Below are 16,159 nucleotides of genomic sequence, written 5' to 3'. Positions count from 1 at the left end.
AGAGTCTATAGCCATTAAAACTATGCCGATCCGGGCGACCTAAGAATGACCTCCCGCGGGCTCTTTACAAGCATCATCGTGATCCAATCCCGGCTTGATCGGCATTGCCACGAACGCGGCATAGTTGCCAAACTTGGCGCCGCGGATCGTCAATACCGCCGCGGTCAAATCGACGTCCTTGAGCTCGAGGTTGCGCACTTCGCCCAGACGCATGCCGGATACGCTCAGCAGGCCGAACAGGCAATGATAGGTCCACGGTAGCAGCGCACCTCCTTCATAGCGGTGTGGCATCTGAAGTGCAGCTTGCAACAGCCTGCGAATCTCACCATCCGAATACAGGTACGGCCGGGCGCGCTTCGGTCTGAATGGCAGCAAGCCCTGCGCGGGGATCTGGGTGCGTGGATCGGTGGCACTGCGATAACGTGCGAATGCCCGCACGAAGCCCAGTCGTTGTGCCCGCCCTGCCGGTTGCAGGTTTGAGCGCTGCTGGGCCCATTCGAGAGCCAGCGACTGGGTGATATAAGGCGCGCGGCTCTGCTCCATGAAGGTGACAAAGTCATGCAACCCCTTGTCCGCTTCGTTCAGCTTGAATCCCAAGGCCCGCCTCAAAGTAAGGTACTCCTGAACGGCCTGCCGAAGTGTGTTCATCGCACACCTCCTGGCCATGGTACGGCCAACGTACGAAGTGCCTTGATATCGACCTTCGTATATATCTTTGTCGTCTGCGGATGACGATGTCCCAATAGTTCGCCTATCTCGCCGAGCGACGCACCGCGGAATAACATCTCAGTAGCCAATCCATGGCGGAACTGGTGTGCACCCATAGTCGGTGCATCGATGCCAGCACGCTGCAGCGAGTGCCGAACGATAGAACTAACTCCACCTGACCCGCGAAACCCTGTGAGCGGAGCCCTGACGCGCAAAAATATCCGACGGCAGGTGCTAACCGGTCGCCCGTGGCGCAGGTATGCGGCGATCGCCTTGCCGACGTCTACTGGCAAGGGCAATTCGTTACGCTGACCACCGCTGCCACGAACCGTCAGGCGTCCCGCGTTCCAGTCGATATCCCCGAGTTCGAGGAATGCGACTTCCCCCGAACGCAGTCCCAGTCGTGCAAGCAGAAGCAAAATGGCGTAGTCGCGGCGACCGATTCCGCTGCGCCGATCAATGCTGGCCAGCAGTTCCCGTGTTTGTTCGGGGCTGATTGCGCGAGGAATTGCCGGCATCGACCAGTTGGCGACAATCGGAACCGCAGCAGCGAGATCGAGTGCCGTGTCGCCGCGATAGCATGCATAGCGTAAAAAGGATCGCAGTGCGGTGGTCATGAGCTTCGCATGCTTCGGATGCAAATGCGGCGCCTGACGCTGAACGAATCTCACGATATCGCCGGCACACAGGCGCGAGAGCGTGACGCGCCCATTGCCGAAACAGTCGTCCAGGAATCGGCGCACGAACGGCACGTAATTGGCGATCGTCGCTTCCGTCAAGGCACGTGCCTCGCGTAAGTATTGTGCGTATGCCTGCACACAGCATTCCGCGGACGACGGTCGGCGCGGCGGGACCTTCTCGGCGGCAATCAATCGTTCACGACGCAGAAAGTCGATAAGGTGCCTGAGTGCAGCGCGGTCTTCTCGGTGGGGTCGAAGATATCGAGCGCGATATTGCAGATATCGTCGCGCGTCGTCAGCGCAGATGCGCCGTATTCCAACACGCCTCTGGTTAAGCCACCGGCTAAAGTCCGCTGCGATACGCACTTGGACATGTAGGGAATACGCACTGTATCCCTGTTCGCTGAGTGCTCTCGCAAATAAGGCGATAGAAGCCGCAAGCGGCCCTTCAGGCGGTCGCGCAAGTACAGCCTGATCATTGACGACGTACTTCACGATGAACTCCTCCCCCGGTGTCGGGGTGCAGCTGGAAGGAGCCCAGACTATCTCTATCTGGTTTCGACTATCTGCCTCAAAAAGCGGAACATTCTGGACTTACAAGACATAGTCCGGAAGGGAAGATAGTGCCGCCTATGTCTTTGAAGACATAGGCGACACAGTTTCGCGACACACCTGCTCGAACAGAAGGTGGACATCCGCGTGATCCAGGTGCTACTCGGCCACGCGAAGCTCGAGAACACCGCCCTCTACGTCCAGGTGGCCACCGACCTGCTGCACGAAGTCACCAGTCCGCTGGACCGCCTGCCCTCCGAGTAAGCCCGCGCCCTGTAGCGCCTCATGCTGGAGGTTGCGGACGTCTTCCGCAGCCACGGGCCAGCGTGGCGAGCAACGGCACACCTGAGCCTGGGGCAGCTGAAGGTCATGTCGGCCATCGAACAGTGCCGCACCGCGGCGCTGGGCGGGCATGTGCTGCGCTGTTCGGGGTGCGACCACATTGAGGTCGCGTACAACTCGTGCCGTAACCGGCACTGCATGAAGTGTCAGGCGAGTGCCGCACGCCGCTGGCTCGAGGCACGCCAGGCCGACCTGTTGCCCGTGGAGTATTACCACGTCGTGTTCACGTTGCCCGCGCCAATCAGTGCGATCGCCTGGTACAACAAGACGGTCATCTACGGGCTCCTGTTCGACATCGCCGCCGAAACCCTGCGTACCATCGCTGCGGATCCGCGACACCTGGGCGCACAGATCGGCGCCACGCTGGTGCTGCACACCTGGGGCTCAGCACTCACGCATCATCCGCACGTGCACGGTATCGTTCCCGGCGGCGGCCTGTCGCCCGATGGTCAGCGGTGGATCGCCTGCCGCCCCGGCTTCTTCCTGCCGGTGCGTGTGCTCTCGCGCCTGTTCCGCAGGCGTTTCCTCGAAGCACTCGCAGACGCACATCGACGCGGCCAGCTGCAGTTCTTCGGCGAGTACACGGGGCTTGCCAATGCGGCTGCCTTTGCACGGTGGCTTGCGCCGCTGCGCACCTGCGAATGGGTGGTCTACGCCAAGCGTCCCTTTGCAGGACCGCAAGCGGTACTCGAGTACCTCTCGCGCTATACGCACCGCGTCGCGATCTCCAACCAGCGCCTGGTCGCATTCGATGAACGCGGCGTCACCTTCCGCTGGAAGGACTACCGTGCAACGGGACGCACCCGCTACAAGACCATGACGCTCGAAGCCGGCGAGTTCATGCGCCGCTTCCTGCTGCATGTGCTGCCCGGCGGCTTCCATCGCATCCGTCACTACGGACTGCTGGCCAACCCCGTGCGCCGCACCAGCCTCGCGAAGATGCGTGAACTGCTGGACGTCGTGCCTGAAACCACCACCCAGCCCGACGATCCCAAGGACGCCGTCCCTCCGGTCTTCGTCTGCCGGCACTGTGGTGCGCCGATGATCGTCATTGAGATACTGGAACGCACTGCGCCCATTCGCGCACCACCCATGCGACGAGCCGAGACATGAACGTAACGCTTCCCGGACGTGCAACCCGACCGTCGGCTTTGCGGCAACGCGGCCCACGAGCGGACGTCTGCGCCTGTCACCCCGCGCAGTCCCCCGGACGTCCGCTTCACCGCCACAATTGCGCCACTGCACCGCTTCATCACTGCGTCGGCGCGCATCCAGAATCCCACCGCACCACGCATCCATCAACATCGCTGGCCATCCCGGCCTATCAATCGCCATAGCCTCCAGCACTCCGGCTGCACCGGGGCACTCCGCGGTTTCCTCCATCGAGGCTCGTTCGACGCCTGCCGGCACGCACGGTGGCGCACTCACATTCCTGCGGACCATGGCAGGCGTCGAACAACCCTAAACGAACTGAGCCGGTCAACATCCGGTGCAGTACGGCCACCGTCAGCCATTCGTCCAATGCATTCAACGGACACCCGAACGTCGCCTCGTCCACGGCAGCGGACACTTGGGATCGATCGGGTCGTCGCAAATCAGTACATGGCAAGTTTCCGTCGTAGACGGTTCCCCGCACCGTAGCTATCGACAGTTGCGCAATGTCGTGACCCTGCGTTGGCTTCGCGCGTGCCCCATTGGCAGCGTGCCGATATGGGCACTCGCGAAATCCAACGACTGATTGTCAACCTGATCCGCAAGGTCGCGATCACGAACGTTAGTCACAGCTGCGCACGCGCCTCGGCGTGCACCCGCTGCATCATCCAGCATGCGATGCTCATGCGATCGCGCGTGGCGGGCAGCACCTCGTGTTCAAACTGTGCCGAAAGAAACAACAGCAGCGTTCCTGCGCGCGGAAAGATGTCGTGATGCGACTGATCGGCAAGGTAGAGCCGCAGTGCGCCGCCCTCGGTGTCCCGCCACCCTTCGTTGAGGTAGAACACGGCGGAGATCACGCGACTGTCGTTGTTACGCAGGCAGTCGAGGTGGCGTGCATATCCGGCGCCTGGCCGATATACCGCGTAGTGCGATTCGCTATCAACCAGGCCGAGAAACAGGTCGCGGTTGAGCGCGATCCGTAGCGCTTCGATGCGATCGGCGAACGCCTGCTGCCGCGTGCTCAGCGCCTCAGGTTGGAACCAGCGCGTGCTATCGCCGCGCAAAAGCGTGGCAGCGCGATCGGCCCCTATACGGGCTGGCGTCAACAGCTGCGCGTCGTGCATGTCCATGCATTCGGTCGACAAGGCCTGCGTCTGGGTCCGCGACAAAAAGTTCGGCACGACACACCAGCCATTGCTGGCGAGCGCAGTCGTCGCGATGTCGAATTCGCTGGATCGAGAATTCACCGAGACATTCATCGCCTCTTCCGGAGCGGGGCCGCGGATCAGGCAATCAGCGAGCACCTCTATTTCCGTTTCAGTCAGCGGTCGTTCCAGAAACTCATCCCTTTTCACGTGCTCTCCCGATCGCGCCTCGCTCGGGTCTGCTACAAGCTTGCCAAAACCATCAGGCGTTGGTGGAGGCGCGTCGACCACAGGGATTGACACGCGCCGGACCCTAAGAGGAAGGATGGAGCTGAGGTAGTCTATCTGTTTGGACATCGGCGCAGTCTACACGAGCCGTCCATACCGACAGCCGATGCTCGAACGGAGGCTTTGGCCATCAGGACAACGTCGGACCTAACGGCGGAAGCGGGTCGCACTGAAACAAATAACCACCGCCCTACGATGCTGGCCACCGACCTCCACCGAACTTCCGTAGCCGACCCGGAGCTGCCGTTCCAAACGGGAACAGAATTACAACGGCTCTCGGAGTACAACGGACGTTCCCTTCATCGTCCATACTGGTCTAACGCATGCAGTAAATGAGCGGCTATCTGAGCGCGTTCCGATGAATGACCGAAACAGGCCTGTCTCTGCCGAACATGGCGGGGCCAGTTCGTCGCGAGCGCGACGAACACATTCGCTGTCGGTGACGATGTACAGGCGGTCGCGCTGTTTTTGCGTGATCGCGCGAGCCGCTCGCCGCATTCGTTGCTCGCGTCCGGCACGCGCGATCTCGAGCACCGCCACGCGCCATTGAGCCTATGTCGGAAGCGGCCGGCCAACTCGCACCGTTCATCGCGTCGGCCATCCCGATGCAATGGGCCCACACGCCTTCGGCGTCGACGAGCCGGCGCAGCTCCTGGTCGAACGGCCCTGCACGCGTCTTGCGACCGCCTGCGGACTATAGCGACGGCATCACGCTCGGAAACACCAAGTGACTCTCCACGTGCTTGACGCCGGGCACGCCCTCGGCCGCGATGCGGATCGCGCGCTTTTCCTCCTCGGACTCGATCACGCCCCATAGATGCGCGACGCCGTCCTTGACGAGGACGCCTTGTTTCGGCAACCCCCAGGGCTGCCCGTGCATTTCCAGGACTATCGCGTCGCGCAGGCTCACATCGTCGTGCGAAGCCGAGTCCGCGGCCAGCGCGACGCTCGCGAGTGCGCGGATCAGGTTCGAGCGGCTCACGATTCCGACCAGCTTGCCGTCCTTCAGCACCGGCACGCGTTTGAGATGCCGGCGCTCCATGAGGTCCGCGATCTGCTGGAGCAGCATGTCCTCGGAAATCGAAATCACCTGGTCGCACATTACGTCGCCGACGACATGCCCGTGCTCCTTCACATACCTCGCAGCCTGCTCGCGGGGCGACGACAAAAGGAGTTCGAGCCACCACGCGCGCTTTCCGCGGCAGGTGCCGGTCTCCACGCGATGCAGCAGGTCGCCCTGGCTGACGATGCCGACGACCTGTCCGTTCGCGTCGACGACCGGCATGCCGCTGATACGATTATCGACGAACAGTCTTGCCGCGTCGTGGATCGTCATGTCCGGTGTGGCGGTGACGACGGACGGCGTCATGATGTCGAGTGCGCGCATGGTCGCTCCCTCAGCGTGTCGCGACGGGTCCCCATCTGTTGCACCCGTCGTGCGATTTCGGCAGACGCACCGGCGGCGGGCCGCGCGGTGCTGAGGCGCCTGAATCCAGTGTTCAACAAACGGCCGCTCGCTCCAGTGTCGCGCATGCGGCGATGACTGTACGCTGTCCGGACTCTCGCGGTTCTGATGGAAGTGGCCAATGCTCGCGAGCAGCGCCTGGTCGCAGCCGAGTTCGTCGATTACGTCGTCGAGCGACAGCACGCCGACGATGCCCTGCGTATGTCTGGCTCGCCGTTTGCGCAGGCAGCGATTAAAGGACGGAGGCCACCAACACGGCCGTCTATTCGGGAATGCAAGTCAATATCGTCGGTGACTCGATCGAGGCAACACAGTCGCGACAGCGACCGACGTTGTGATAGTGAATTGCTCCACCAACGATCATTTTCCGACTGGTCTCGGCAGACGCGTGCCGACGAGCCTCACGAAAGCCAGCGCATTGGCGACTTTGTGAGTCAGCCGCGCATTAAGATTGCGTCGCGACAATGATCATAGGCTGCATCTAGAGAAATATCGGACAAAAGCGAGGTGAATTCTGACTCCGGTTCCGTAGAAAACCCAGCCGTTGCTTCATGGAGTGCCCTATTAAGTCGACTTGCGGGCGTCGCCAAGATGGTGGCTGACTGTAAGTCTGAGCCTGCACTTCGAATATTCCCTCGACTGCAGCGCCAGTGCCCGTCGAGTCGATAGCGCCTGTTCGCTTTGCTCGGGAGCGGTCATTGCGAAAGGACTACTTCCGAGAAAGCGTATGGCGAACGATGCGCTGGTGACTGTCGGCGTGCGACGGTCCGCAGTCTCGGCGGAGCCGCCGCTCGAACGTCCGTGTGAAAGCGTGGGCGAACGGCCGCTCCGCCGGACAACGGTCACGCTCGTCTGGTCAACGACCACCGCCGCCGTTTGCACACTCGCATATCACCTTGGTTGCGAACGGCCGCTTTGGAGAAAATCGAATGCTGAGTGCCGGCCCGCTTCGGTGGCTCGTGGCTCTGTGCATGGCAAAAAACAGGAACGTTCGCTTACGCAGACCGTCGGCCGCAATGTTTACGTATGCTTGCCGGACCTCGGGCTGAACTAATCGCCATACATGGGCACGCTTACGCGGGGCCGGACATTATCGGACCCATCAAGCGCTCTTTGGCGGTAGCGCCGACGCAGTCGCTCTTTACGTCGAGCAACGCACCCCTGCGGTTGCTGACCATCCGAGCGAAGTAATTGATCGACATCTTGAACAGGCCGGCCGCTGCGCCCATTGCCGCACGCGGATAAGTCAGGCACGCGCGCACTTGCTCGCTGCGGCTTTCGCCATACAGGCACCACGTACAGAAGTGCTCGCAGTTATTGGTCAGCAGCCTGTATCGATTCTCGCCAAGGCGCGAGCGCGCCCGTTCTACAACTTGCCGGTCGGCGTAACCTGGACGATTGCCCGGCTTTATCCACACTTCGCTTCCGGCAGCGAAGCATGCAATCGTCACCTCCTCGACAGGTCCGCGATGCAACGACCGGGCAAGACCCGCATAGTGCACTACCTTGCCTTCGCCCACATAGATGCCGTGGTGGCGGTACGCGCCGCGAGGTGTCACGAGATGTGCGCCGAGAGCCGGTTCGCTTCCAACTCCGAGATGCCACAGCATCTGTATCGTCGCACTGGTGCGCGACGCGATAGTGGCGTGTCCCATGATTCGACTCCCAACTGCAACCTGCATGAGCCAAGCATAGAACCGAAGATGTATTCACGATAATTAAAGATTTTTTTGAATTCCATAGTCGATTGGTTATGGGTGGCGGCCTTGTTGGCGCAATTCACCGTCCAAGTGAGATAGGGCGATCAGCATGTCCAGATGTCTGCGCGACAGCCGCTTCGCGCGGCGCTCGCTGAGGTTGTACGCGGTCTGGAGGCAGAAAATTCGCACGCGGGCAGGCGGTCAAGACTTTGCTTCTGCTCGCCCGCGGGTGATAACGATGAGACGCGTCCGTTCGCTCTGGCCGATGACTTGTCGACCGACCTGAAGGGATGAATGACCGCTGCACCCACATAGCGACCGTCGAGGCGGTGAGGCGCACGCTCATTCCCGCGCCGCTATCGACTGTAGTTGGCTATCACGGCGCGTACCGCCGGGTCATTCCTGTTTGAGCGTGTCACCGTCACCACGTCGACAAATATCGTTGGCCGAGGCGAATGGCCCTGCAAGGCAGCGACCAGCGTCTCGATCGACTGATAACCCATACGGTAGGAATCCTGCACAACGTCCGCGTATATCATGCCGTGTTCAAGCGCATCCAGAAATTCCGGGCGCCAATCGAACACGACCAGGCGAGGACGAGTGCTGACCGGCATCTCTTCGACGACGTGCAAGGCCCCATAGGCCGTCGTCTCGTTCGGAGCGAAGACCGCGTCGAGGCGCCCTACGTCACCGGACAGGACCTTGCGCACCTGTGCCTCCGTCTCGCGAAACTGATACCCGACATAGGGGGCGATGACCACACGCCACCCCTTTTCACGTGCGACGGTCAAAAACCCCTCCTCGCGCGCAGTCGTCGAACTGATATTCGGCGCGAGTCTCAGCACTGCAATTCTGGCGCCCTGGTGCAGAACGGGTACCAGACTCAGGGCCGCAGTTCTACCTGCCGCGAAATTGTCGGTGCTTACTGTGGAAATCGCGTTGTAATCCGTGCTGCTCCGGTCGACGAGTACCGTGGGAACTGCGATCGAAATCGGCGTCGCTACACCTTGCAGTGACTCGGGCGCCAACACGATACCCGTTACGCCGCTCTTCACCAGGTAGTCGATCATTCTCAACTGGACATTGGGCTGTGGGCCAAGTGACATTCCGTCGGAAGGACTGCGCATTACCAGTTCGACATGGAGATCGTCAGCCGCACGGTGCATACCCTTGCTCATCGTCGCCCAGAAATCCAGGGCCGAGCCAGCGAGCACCACACCGATCTGGGTGGCAGGCGCCGCCTGCACTGCCCCCGCCAATGCAGTAACCACTACAAGAAGTGAAAGCGTTCTGCGCATTGAGTGTTGCCGTGGTACCAAATATGCGTTCTGCTGCGTAAGCAGCGCGGCCCAAAGGGCCGCAACTGATTTAGCCCGCGTCATCGTGGAATCACCCGGATGACCAGTCCCAAGCATTGGGAAATTAATTGCGCCCGACGGATGTGTCAATGCATTTCGGATATCCATCTCCCCGCCTGCAGCTTGCCTCGACGACCTGAAAGACCTGAGGGCACTCCCTTAGCTGCAGTGCGCAAATCATGTCCTGCATTGCGAGGACGAAAGCGTTGGCCATGCCTTGTCAGACAACGCGCGTCCCCCGGGGCCTTGCAGATCTCACCCGACCGCTTTGAGCCGGCCATGCTTGCATGGCGACATCTGCGATCGCCTTCAGCTTTTGCGGGCCGCCTCCGTCTCGTGCCTGGACAGCCATTCCGCGGGTCACGGCGCTGTAGAAGGCAGCAAGTGCGGGCACGTCGGTGTCAGCCGGTAAGTCGCCGTCTTCGACCCCCTTGCGCAACCGCTGCGCCATCATCTCTTCAGCGTTTGCGCGGTGCTCGGCCATCGTCTCACGAATAGATGCGAGTTCGGGGGGCACGTGAGTGCCGGCCAGAGAGATCATGCAGCCCGATGGGTGGCTGTCTCGAGTGAATTCCGCGACGGTAGCATCGAGAAGCTTCTTGAATGCTTCTCGCGTGTCGGCCGTGCCGAACAGTCTGCCAGCGAACCAGACTTCGGACATGCTCAGGTATGCGTCCGTCGCTTCCTTGTAGAGCTGCTCCTTGCTGCCGAACGAGTTGTAGAAGCTCGAGGGGCTGATCCCCATGGCCTGGATCAACTGGTCGAAGGAGGCTCCTTCGTATCCGTGCTCCCAGAAGAGCTTCATGGCTCGGTTCAGCGCTTCCGTACGATCAAAGGTCGAGGGCCTGCCGCGGCTGCGCCGGGGTTGCGTATCGTTTTTTGTAGTCATGGCTCCAAAATTAATTGACATGCTGTAGAGATGAACCTATTCTGCCATAACGGAGCGATCGCTCCAATAATCAAATCCTTGCAGAAGGAGTCTGCGATGCAGCGAATTATTCACACTAGCCACGGCGAGCCTGCCGAGGTGCTCAGGCTGGAAGCGCTTTCCGATGCCCCTACTCTTGTGAGCGGAACGGCGCTTGTGCGCGTGTCCGCCGCACCGGTTCATCCGGGCGACTTGCTGGGCGTCTCCGCTTCCCCCGCCTTCGGGGCGGCTCCCCTCATCCCGAGGGGAGGTCGAGTGCCCGGCGTCGAAGGTGTAGGGGTGGTGGAAGCGCTGGCCGCTGACATCGACCCTTCGCACCGGATTCAGGTCGGCACACGTGTGGCCTTCTTTCCCGTCAACGGCGCCTGGAGTTCCAGGATCGCCGCGCCTGTCCAGTCGCTGATACCCGTGCCCGATGAAGTGAGCGACGAGGTCGCAGCGCAGATGTTGGTCAACACGTTGACTGCACGCCTTGCGATGCGGGCTGGTCACAACGCGTTGCCCGAAGACAAGCGCGAAGATGTCACGGTTATTCAGACGGCTGCCAATTCCGCCGTCGGAAAGCTGCTCACTCATCTGCTCGTCGAAGTGGGCGTCAATCCGATCCTGCTCGTCGGCTCCGCGGCGAGCGCGCAAGCACTTAAAGCGGCTCGCCCCAACCTTTCTGTCATCGGCACGGAGAACCAGGGCTGGAAGGACGAGCTTCGCGATGCGCTTGCGAACAAGCCCGTCTACGTGGCGTTCGATGGCGTCGGCGGCGCGCTATTGCCCGACGTAGCGAGCTTCCTCGCTCGCGGTGGAACGATCGTTAGCTACGGCTCCCTCGGCGGCGCTACGGCGGACATTCGTTCCATCGCCCCTCGAGCGCTGACCATTAAGGGGGTGTCGTTGTTCAGTTGGCAATTCGAAGCTGCGGCGGTGCACGATGCAGACGTGGCCAAGGCGCTCGAGCTCGCACGCAACTTCCCGAGCCTTTTTCCCGTAGCGGAACGATATCAGGCGAGCGACTACCAGGGAGCGCTCGAACATACGCACCGCAGGGGACGGACCGGCATGGTGCTGCTCGCGTTCTAGCGCTACGCGTCCTGAGCAATGTGAAGCGCTCCTCGTCATGAGGGGCGGCTCGATAGCGTTCACCCCGGTCTTTGCACGATTTCGAAATGAACCCCGAGTGCCGAAGTATTGCCGCCCGGCTTTCCAGCCAAGCATCTTATGAAAGGACGTAAGCCATGCGTGCTATCCAGAACACCGCTTTCGGCGACCCCGTCGAGACTCTGAAACTCGTTGACCTTCCGGAGCCGGCCAACCCCGGCCCGGATGAAGTCCTGATCGAGATGGAGTATGCCCCCATCAACGGCAATGACCTGGCCGTCATCACCAATCGCTTCGCCTACTCGACTCCACTGCCCTCTGTAGTGGGCAACGAAGGCGTCGGGCGAGTTCTGCAGGCAGGCTCGAATGTCTCCAACGTGAAGGTCGGCGACCGCGTGTTACCGCCGCTTTATGCGTTGACCTGGCGCGAGCGCCTGGTGGTCCCCGCCAAGGGGCTGATTGCGCTGCCTGCAAACGTCGATCCACGTCAACTGGCCATGCTGCGCATCAATCCTCCCACGGCCGTACTTCTGCTCGGGCGCTTCGTTAACCTAAAGGAAGGCGACTGGATCGTGCAAAACGCGGCCAACTCCGGCATCGGCCGCACGGTGATCGCGTTGGCGAAGAAGCGTGGCCTGCGGACCATCAACTTCGTACGTCGTCCGGAACTGATCAAGGAACTGGAGGAAGCTGGTGGGGACGTCGTTCTCGTCGATGAGCCGGGCGCCATCGACAAAGCCAAGGCCGCGGTCGGTCCGGGCAACGTCCGTCTGGCCATCGACGGCCTGAGCGGTTCGGCTGCGGTGCGCCTGATCGACGTGCTGTCGCAAAACGGTACGCTGGTGAGCTATGCGTTCACAAGCGGCGAGCTGGTCATGCCGCTTAAGGTCGTGGATCTGCATCTGCGCGGCATCGTCGTGCGCGGCATATACATCGACCTTCCCGAATACCTGCCGTACATCGTGGACGCAATCAACGAGTCTGCCGAACTGATGGCTCGCGGCGAGCTTGACCTGCCTGTGGCCGCCGTCTATCCGCTTGCGGACTACGCAAAGGCCGTCGCTCACGCAATCAAGGGCGGCAAGGTGCTGCTCGACTTGCGCTCATCGAACTGATCTGGCTGTTCTCCCAAGTGCCGTGCTCCTGGACGAGCATGGCTTCGCTAACTTACGTTGCCGCTGAGGTGTCGAAATGAAGATTGGTTTTATTGGAGCCGGTGCTGTAGCGCAGTCCATCGCCAGGAGTGCCATTCAAGCAGGACATGAGGTTGTCCTGAGCGCTCGTCGTGGGCCGCAGGCTTTGGGCGATATCGTGGCCGGACTCGGTCCGAACGCGTCGGCAGATACGGTCCAGGAGGTGGCCCGGCTCGAGCTGGTCATGCTCGCCGTTCCATGGCTTCAAGTCCCGTCGGTCCTGGATGGGTTGCCCAATTGGGCAGGTCGCATTCTGGTGGATACCACCAACCCTTTTACGCAACTCGAGCCCGAGCTCGTTCTGGCGGACCTGGGGGGCACGGGCGCCAGCGAGATCGTCGCGGCACACGCGCCGGAGGCTCGCGTCGTCAAGGCGTTCAATGCTATCCGCATGGAGCACTACGACAAGGGTCCGAAGTTTCATGACGGAAAGCGCGTCATCTTCGTCTCCGGTGACGACAAGGACGCAAAGGCGGTGGTGATCGGACTCGTCAACGATTTTGGCTACGCACCGGTGGATCTTGGCGGTCTGGTTTCGGGCGGTCGCATGCAGCAAGCGGGTGGTCCGATTGCCGGCCACGACTGGGTCGTCGCATAGGACCGCAAGGTATGCAGACCAATGTCGCGTTATTTCGGGAAGTAAAGCGGCTGGATGTCCGGTTGTCTTTGTGATCTGCCGTTGGCGGGACGCCACTTCTTCAGGAGCCGCTGCCGAATCCATTTTTCTCAAACACGACCGGAGGCGTCGCCGCTTCGTTGACATGCAAACGGAAGATGTCCGGACGCGAGTAGTGACCCGTGACGTCAAAGTCATATTTCGCCCGGGCAAGGTCGTTGAGGTCAAGATCGGCCACGAGCAATGCATCCTGCTCAAAGATCGGACCGGTAATAAGCTCGCCAAGCGGGCTGACGATGCAGCTTCCACCGCTCATCAGGCATGCTCGGTCGCAACCCATGTGAGCCGGCGGAGTACGTCGGTCGCAACTAATGTGGGGTGGAAAATTCGTTGATTGCGAGCACGGCCAGGGTGGAATACAAGCCGCTACCAGTATAGGTTGCTAACAGGCAAGCTTGCTGCCTGGAGATAGGCGGCAACGGCAGCCCTCAAACGGCCGGCCGTTTCGAGTCAGGTTACGCCGAGCCCATGAGACTCCACGCGGCCATGAACGACCGATCGACATACGCCCTTGAATTGTTGACAATCGCTATCCTGAGCGAGAGCAGCTACTGGCTAAACTACGGTTTCCAGGCAGTGGTGTGACAGACGCTGAATGACCTAAGCCGCACTAACGCGGCGCCCCGGAAGATCCTCTGACCATGGAAGGAAAGGAGAGAACTCATGCCGAGCCTTGAATGGGTGCGACCGGCTACGCTTATCGACTCTGTCTGGCGCATGGTGCTTCGCCTCGGATTCCGGTTCGCTCGCGCGTGGTGGTACCTGCGACGGCCTCGCCATGAGGGCGCGCTAGTAGCAATCTACGTCGGGCGGGCACTGTTGCTTGTGAAGTCATCGTACCGGACCGAGTGGAATTTTCCTGGCGGTAGTCTCCGGCCCGGTGAGACCCCTGATGCAGCGGCGCAGCGCGAAATGGAGGAGGAGATTGGTCTGTCGTCGTACACATTACTCCCCGCGGGCAGCGCCTGTGGCACTTGGGACGGACGAAGAGACCGGGTGCATTTCTTTGAGCTGCACCTCGATTGCATACCCGAGCTGCGGCTTGATAATCGTGAGATTATCGCCACGCATCTGGCATCGCCGGAGGAATTGCACGGCATCGCGCTGACAGGGGCGGTCGCCGCGTATCTCCGCAAAGATCTTTGCTGTTAGTTGGCCCTTTTCCTTTCGGGAAATTTCGACGGGTCCTGGTGCCGGGAAAGCAGCCAGCCGGTCCCGCCCAGCGGCCAGTTCACACCGAGCTTGACTAATACACACATGCGCTCATGACCTTGCCAACCCCGACACTGCATACCGCTCGCCTGCTATTGCGCCCTTTCACGGAAGCCGATACGGACTCCATCTACGCACTGCAGAGCAACCAACACGTGTTGCGCTACTGGGACGCGCCGCGCTGGAAGAAGCGCGCGCAAGCAGAGCGCTTTATCGCGGTTTGCAGGCAGATTGAGCAGGAATGCACCGGCGCGCGGCTGGCCATCGAGCGTGCCGCCGAAGGTGTGTTCATCGGCTGGTGCTGTTTGATCAAATGGGATCCAGACTATCGCAGCGCGAAGATGGGCTACTGCCTCGATGACGCGGCATGGGGCCAAGGTTTCGCCACCGAAGCCGCAGGCGCTTTGTTGCAGTGGGCCTTCGACACGCTGGACCTGAACCGTGTTCAGGCCGAGGCCGACACGCGCAACACGGCATCGAGCCGCGTGCTGGAGAAGCTCCGGTTTGTCCGCGAAGGCTCGCTGCGAGAAGATTGCATTGTGGATGGCGAGGTATCTGATACCTGGGTGTATGGGCTTCTCAGGCGGGAATGGATGCCGTTGCAGTCAGGGTCGGCAGCAGAATGAAATGGTGGAACGTTTGATCGCACAGGAACGTCCTCAGTTACTACCTGAGGGCCGGCTTACGGGCGGTACCCCAGCGACCGCCCTGGCCACTGATTTATGCCTTTCGCGTTGGACAGTGACCGGCCAATTCCGGTCGGTCGTCGATGTCGCTCCATAACGGACACTCGCCATTGAGTCCCGGACGCGCACAGCGCTTATCGACACAAACTGGGCTCGGACGGAACGGCGAGCTCGCTAAATGTGGACCCAAATTGCTCTGAGTTTGCAGCCAAGCGCGTCCTCGACCTGGGACTCTTGGGCGACCGATAGACCACGTGTGTTCGGATTCATCGCCTCAAGTACGAATCGTCCGAATGCTGCCGGCCACACATATCCGAGGTCGTTCAAGGAAACACTTGACTGGCAGCATGCGGTCACGACAACGAGGTCAGAGAGGCGGCCAGCAGCGAAATCGTCCATCCTGTTTGCCCACCAAGGTTCGACGTTCGTGCCGCACACGGGGCAAATTACGCCTTCCCAATTCGCACCGGGATGGAAAAATTCGATTTCCTGCTTGAACGAGAATACGACCTCATCCGCATTGGGGACCAGCCGAGAAAACAGCGCAAGTGCAGTTTCAGCGGCCAGCTCGGTTGGCCTGAACTCAGGGTCGAGGGGAACATATTGCAACCAGTTGTCGGACATGATGAACCAGTCGGATCGGGATTGTGTGCGTTGCCAGTCCTGCGCGTTTGCGAGACCCGGCTACATGGTGAACGGCCGCTTTCGACAAATCTGAAGATCCCCTCAGGGTCGGGTACGGAAGCTCGGCATCGGGCCGAGACACTGGATGTTCGGACTGACCGTGTACTTCCGGGTTCGGCCAACAGACAACCTTCGCGGGCAACGGGGTTCGGACATTCAGACGTCCGTTGCGCCCTGTAGGCGGCCAATTAAATCGCGAGTACAGCCTGAGTGCCTCCGGATGGATGGCTGGCAAGCAATGCAGTGCAGCGCTCCCGCAAGAAAGCATGCAACGCGTTAATCGCCGGCGACAGTT

General features: G+C 60.9%; 16 protein-coding genes and 1 pseudogene. 7 read left to right on the top strand and 10 right to left on the bottom strand.

Going from position 1 to position 16,159, the window contains the following annotated elements:
* Positions 1 to 39: 39 nt before the first annotated feature.
* From FSO04_RS42425 to FSO04_RS47195, 3 genes are read right to left on the bottom strand one after another with little or no spacing between them, the layout of a single operon-like run.
* Positions 40 to 648: a hypothetical protein gene (locus FSO04_RS42425; protein WP_199203109.1), complete on the bottom strand. Its 609-nt coding sequence runs from the start codon at positions 646 to 648 to the stop codon at positions 40 to 42.
* A complete protein-coding gene (locus FSO04_RS42420) occupies positions 645 to 1,526 on the bottom strand; it encodes a site-specific integrase (RefSeq protein WP_216675307.1) in 882 nt (293 codons plus the stop codon). The genes FSO04_RS42425 and FSO04_RS42420 overlap by 4 nt, the downstream gene beginning before the upstream one ends.
* Before the next feature lie 50 nt (positions 1,527 to 1,576).
* Positions 1,577 to 1,867 carry a hypothetical protein gene (locus FSO04_RS47195; RefSeq protein WP_199203107.1) on the bottom strand — a complete coding sequence of 97 codons (291 nt, stop codon included), beginning with the start codon at positions 1,865 to 1,867 and terminating at the stop codon, positions 1,577 to 1,579.
* Between the two features lie 172 nt (positions 1,868 to 2,039).
* On the opposite strand from FSO04_RS47195, the pseudogene FSO04_RS42415 reads away from it, so the two are divergent.
* Both FSO04_RS42415 and FSO04_RS42410 read left to right on the top strand, forming a co-directional pair.
* Positions 2,040 to 2,204, top strand: a pseudogene (locus tag FSO04_RS42415) (tyrosine-type recombinase/integrase); the annotation flags it as partial.
* Positions 2,205 to 2,225: 21 nt separating this feature from the next.
* Entirely contained in the window at positions 2,226 to 3,395 is a 1,170-nt protein-coding gene (locus tag FSO04_RS42410; protein ID WP_154567325.1) for an IS91 family transposase, read from the top strand.
* Between the two features lie 665 nt (positions 3,396 to 4,060).
* On the opposite strand, the gene FSO04_RS42405 is transcribed toward FSO04_RS42410, so the two are convergent.
* From FSO04_RS42405 to FSO04_RS42385, 5 genes are all read right to left on the bottom strand, one after another.
* Positions 4,061 to 4,939, bottom strand: coding sequence for a 2OG-Fe(II) oxygenase (locus FSO04_RS42405; RefSeq protein ID WP_199203106.1), 879 nt, complete (start codon positions 4,937 to 4,939; stop codon positions 4,061 to 4,063).
* Positions 4,940 to 5,564: 625 nt separating this feature from the next.
* Complete coding sequence (locus tag FSO04_RS42400; RefSeq protein WP_154567324.1) at positions 5,565 to 6,257, bottom strand: CBS domain-containing protein; 693 nt, start codon at positions 6,255 to 6,257, stop codon at positions 5,565 to 5,567.
* Between the two features lie 1,151 nt (positions 6,258 to 7,408).
* Positions 7,409 to 7,990 carry a lecithin retinol acyltransferase family protein gene (locus FSO04_RS42395; RefSeq protein WP_154567323.1) on the bottom strand — a complete coding sequence of 194 codons (582 nt, stop codon included), beginning with the start codon at positions 7,988 to 7,990 and terminating at the stop codon, positions 7,409 to 7,411.
* A gap of 401 nt (positions 7,991 to 8,391) precedes the next feature.
* On the bottom strand, positions 8,392 to 9,501 hold the full coding sequence (locus tag FSO04_RS42390; RefSeq protein ID WP_233465301.1) for a substrate-binding domain-containing protein: 1,110 nt from the start codon (positions 9,499 to 9,501) through the stop codon (positions 8,392 to 8,394).
* A gap of 112 nt (positions 9,502 to 9,613) precedes the next feature.
* The gene (locus FSO04_RS42385) at positions 9,614 to 10,282 is read right to left on the bottom strand and encodes a TetR/AcrR family transcriptional regulator (RefSeq protein ID WP_233465285.1); all 669 of its coding nucleotides are present in this window, start codon (positions 10,280 to 10,282) and stop codon (positions 9,614 to 9,616) included.
* 96 nt (positions 10,283 to 10,378) lie between these two features.
* Here FSO04_RS42385 and FSO04_RS42380 point away from each other — a divergent pair, with 96 nt between their 5' ends.
* From FSO04_RS42380 to FSO04_RS42370, 3 genes are all read left to right on the top strand, one after another.
* Complete coding sequence (locus FSO04_RS42380; protein ID WP_154567322.1) at positions 10,379 to 11,395, top strand: zinc-binding dehydrogenase; 1,017 nt, start codon at positions 10,379 to 10,381, stop codon at positions 11,393 to 11,395.
* Positions 11,396 to 11,550: 155 nt separating this feature from the next.
* Positions 11,551 to 12,528, top strand: a complete 978-nt coding sequence (locus tag FSO04_RS42375) for a zinc-dependent alcohol dehydrogenase family protein (RefSeq protein WP_154567321.1) — start codon at positions 11,551 to 11,553, stop codon at positions 12,526 to 12,528.
* Positions 12,529 to 12,604: 76 nt separating this feature from the next.
* The gene (locus FSO04_RS42370) at positions 12,605 to 13,204 is read left to right on the top strand and encodes an NADPH-dependent F420 reductase (protein ID WP_154567320.1); all 600 of its coding nucleotides are present in this window, start codon (positions 12,605 to 12,607) and stop codon (positions 13,202 to 13,204) included.
* Positions 13,205 to 13,304: 100 nt separating this feature from the next.
* Here the strand turns inward: FSO04_RS42370 and FSO04_RS42365 are convergent, their stop codons facing one another.
* Entirely contained in the window at positions 13,305 to 13,538 is a 234-nt protein-coding gene (locus FSO04_RS42365; RefSeq protein WP_233465284.1) for a carbon-nitrogen hydrolase family protein, read from the bottom strand.
* A gap of 407 nt (positions 13,539 to 13,945) precedes the next feature.
* Between FSO04_RS42365 and FSO04_RS42360 the strand changes: the two genes are divergently transcribed.
* On the top strand, positions 13,946 to 14,434 hold the full coding sequence (locus tag FSO04_RS42360) for an NUDIX domain-containing protein (RefSeq protein ID WP_154567318.1): 489 nt from the start codon (positions 13,946 to 13,948) through the stop codon (positions 14,432 to 14,434).
* A 113-nt stretch (positions 14,435 to 14,547) separates the two neighbouring features.
* The gene (locus tag FSO04_RS42355) at positions 14,548 to 15,120 is read left to right on the top strand and encodes a GNAT family N-acetyltransferase (protein WP_154567317.1); all 573 of its coding nucleotides are present in this window, start codon (positions 14,548 to 14,550) and stop codon (positions 15,118 to 15,120) included.
* 234 nt (positions 15,121 to 15,354) lie between these two features.
* Here the strand turns inward: FSO04_RS42355 and FSO04_RS46695 are convergent, their stop codons facing one another.
* On the bottom strand, positions 15,355 to 15,804 hold the full coding sequence (locus FSO04_RS46695) for a hypothetical protein (RefSeq protein WP_166618371.1): 450 nt from the start codon (positions 15,802 to 15,804) through the stop codon (positions 15,355 to 15,357).
* Positions 15,805 to 16,159: the final 355 nt, after the last annotated feature.

It is taken from the genome of Paraburkholderia madseniana, from assembly GCF_009690905.1.
GTDB lineage: Bacteria > Pseudomonadota > Gammaproteobacteria > Burkholderiales > Burkholderiaceae > Paraburkholderia > Paraburkholderia madseniana.
Note: the sequence above shows the minus strand (reverse complement) of the source record. Positions and strands in the feature narration are given on the sequence as shown.

Coding starts and splice junctions, on each gene's coding strand:
- FSO04_RS42395 (WP_154567323.1), bottom strand. CDS start 7,990: ATGGGACACGCCACTATCGCGTCGCGCACCAGTGCGACGATACAGATG.
- FSO04_RS42410 (WP_154567325.1), top strand. CDS start 2,226: ATGCTGGAGGTTGCGGACGTCTTCCGCAGCCACGGGCCAGCGTGGCGA.
- FSO04_RS42355 (WP_154567317.1), top strand. CDS start 14,548: ATGACCTTGCCAACCCCGACACTGCATACCGCTCGCCTGCTATTGCGC.
- FSO04_RS42405 (WP_199203106.1), bottom strand. CDS start 4,939: ATGTCCAAACAGATAGACTACCTCAGCTCCATCCTTCCTCTTAGGGTC.
- FSO04_RS42400 (WP_154567324.1), bottom strand. CDS start 6,257: ATGCGCGCACTCGACATCATGACGCCGTCCGTCGTCACCGCCACACCG.
- FSO04_RS42365 (WP_233465284.1), bottom strand. CDS start 13,538: ATGAGCGGTGGAAGCTGCATCGTCAGCCCGCTTGGCGAGCTTATTACC.
- FSO04_RS42390 (WP_233465301.1), bottom strand. CDS start 9,501: ATGGATATCCGAAATGCATTGACACATCCGTCGGGCGCAATTAATTTC.
- FSO04_RS42425 (WP_199203109.1), bottom strand. CDS start 648: ATGAACACACTTCGGCAGGCCGTTCAGGAGTACCTTACTTTGAGGCGG.
- FSO04_RS46695 (WP_166618371.1), bottom strand. CDS start 15,804: ATGTCCGACAACTGGTTGCAATATGTTCCCCTCGACCCTGAGTTCAGG.
- FSO04_RS42385 (WP_233465285.1), bottom strand. CDS start 10,282: ATGACTACAAAAAACGATACGCAACCCCGGCGCAGCCGCGGCAGGCCC.
- FSO04_RS42380 (WP_154567322.1), top strand. CDS start 10,379: ATGCAGCGAATTATTCACACTAGCCACGGCGAGCCTGCCGAGGTGCTC.
- FSO04_RS42360 (WP_154567318.1), top strand. CDS start 13,946: ATGCCGAGCCTTGAATGGGTGCGACCGGCTACGCTTATCGACTCTGTC.
- FSO04_RS42370 (WP_154567320.1), top strand. CDS start 12,605: ATGAAGATTGGTTTTATTGGAGCCGGTGCTGTAGCGCAGTCCATCGCC.
- FSO04_RS47195 (WP_199203107.1), bottom strand. CDS start 1,867: ATGATCAGGCTGTACTTGCGCGACCGCCTGAAGGGCCGCTTGCGGCTT.
- FSO04_RS42375 (WP_154567321.1), top strand. CDS start 11,551: ATGCGTGCTATCCAGAACACCGCTTTCGGCGACCCCGTCGAGACTCTG.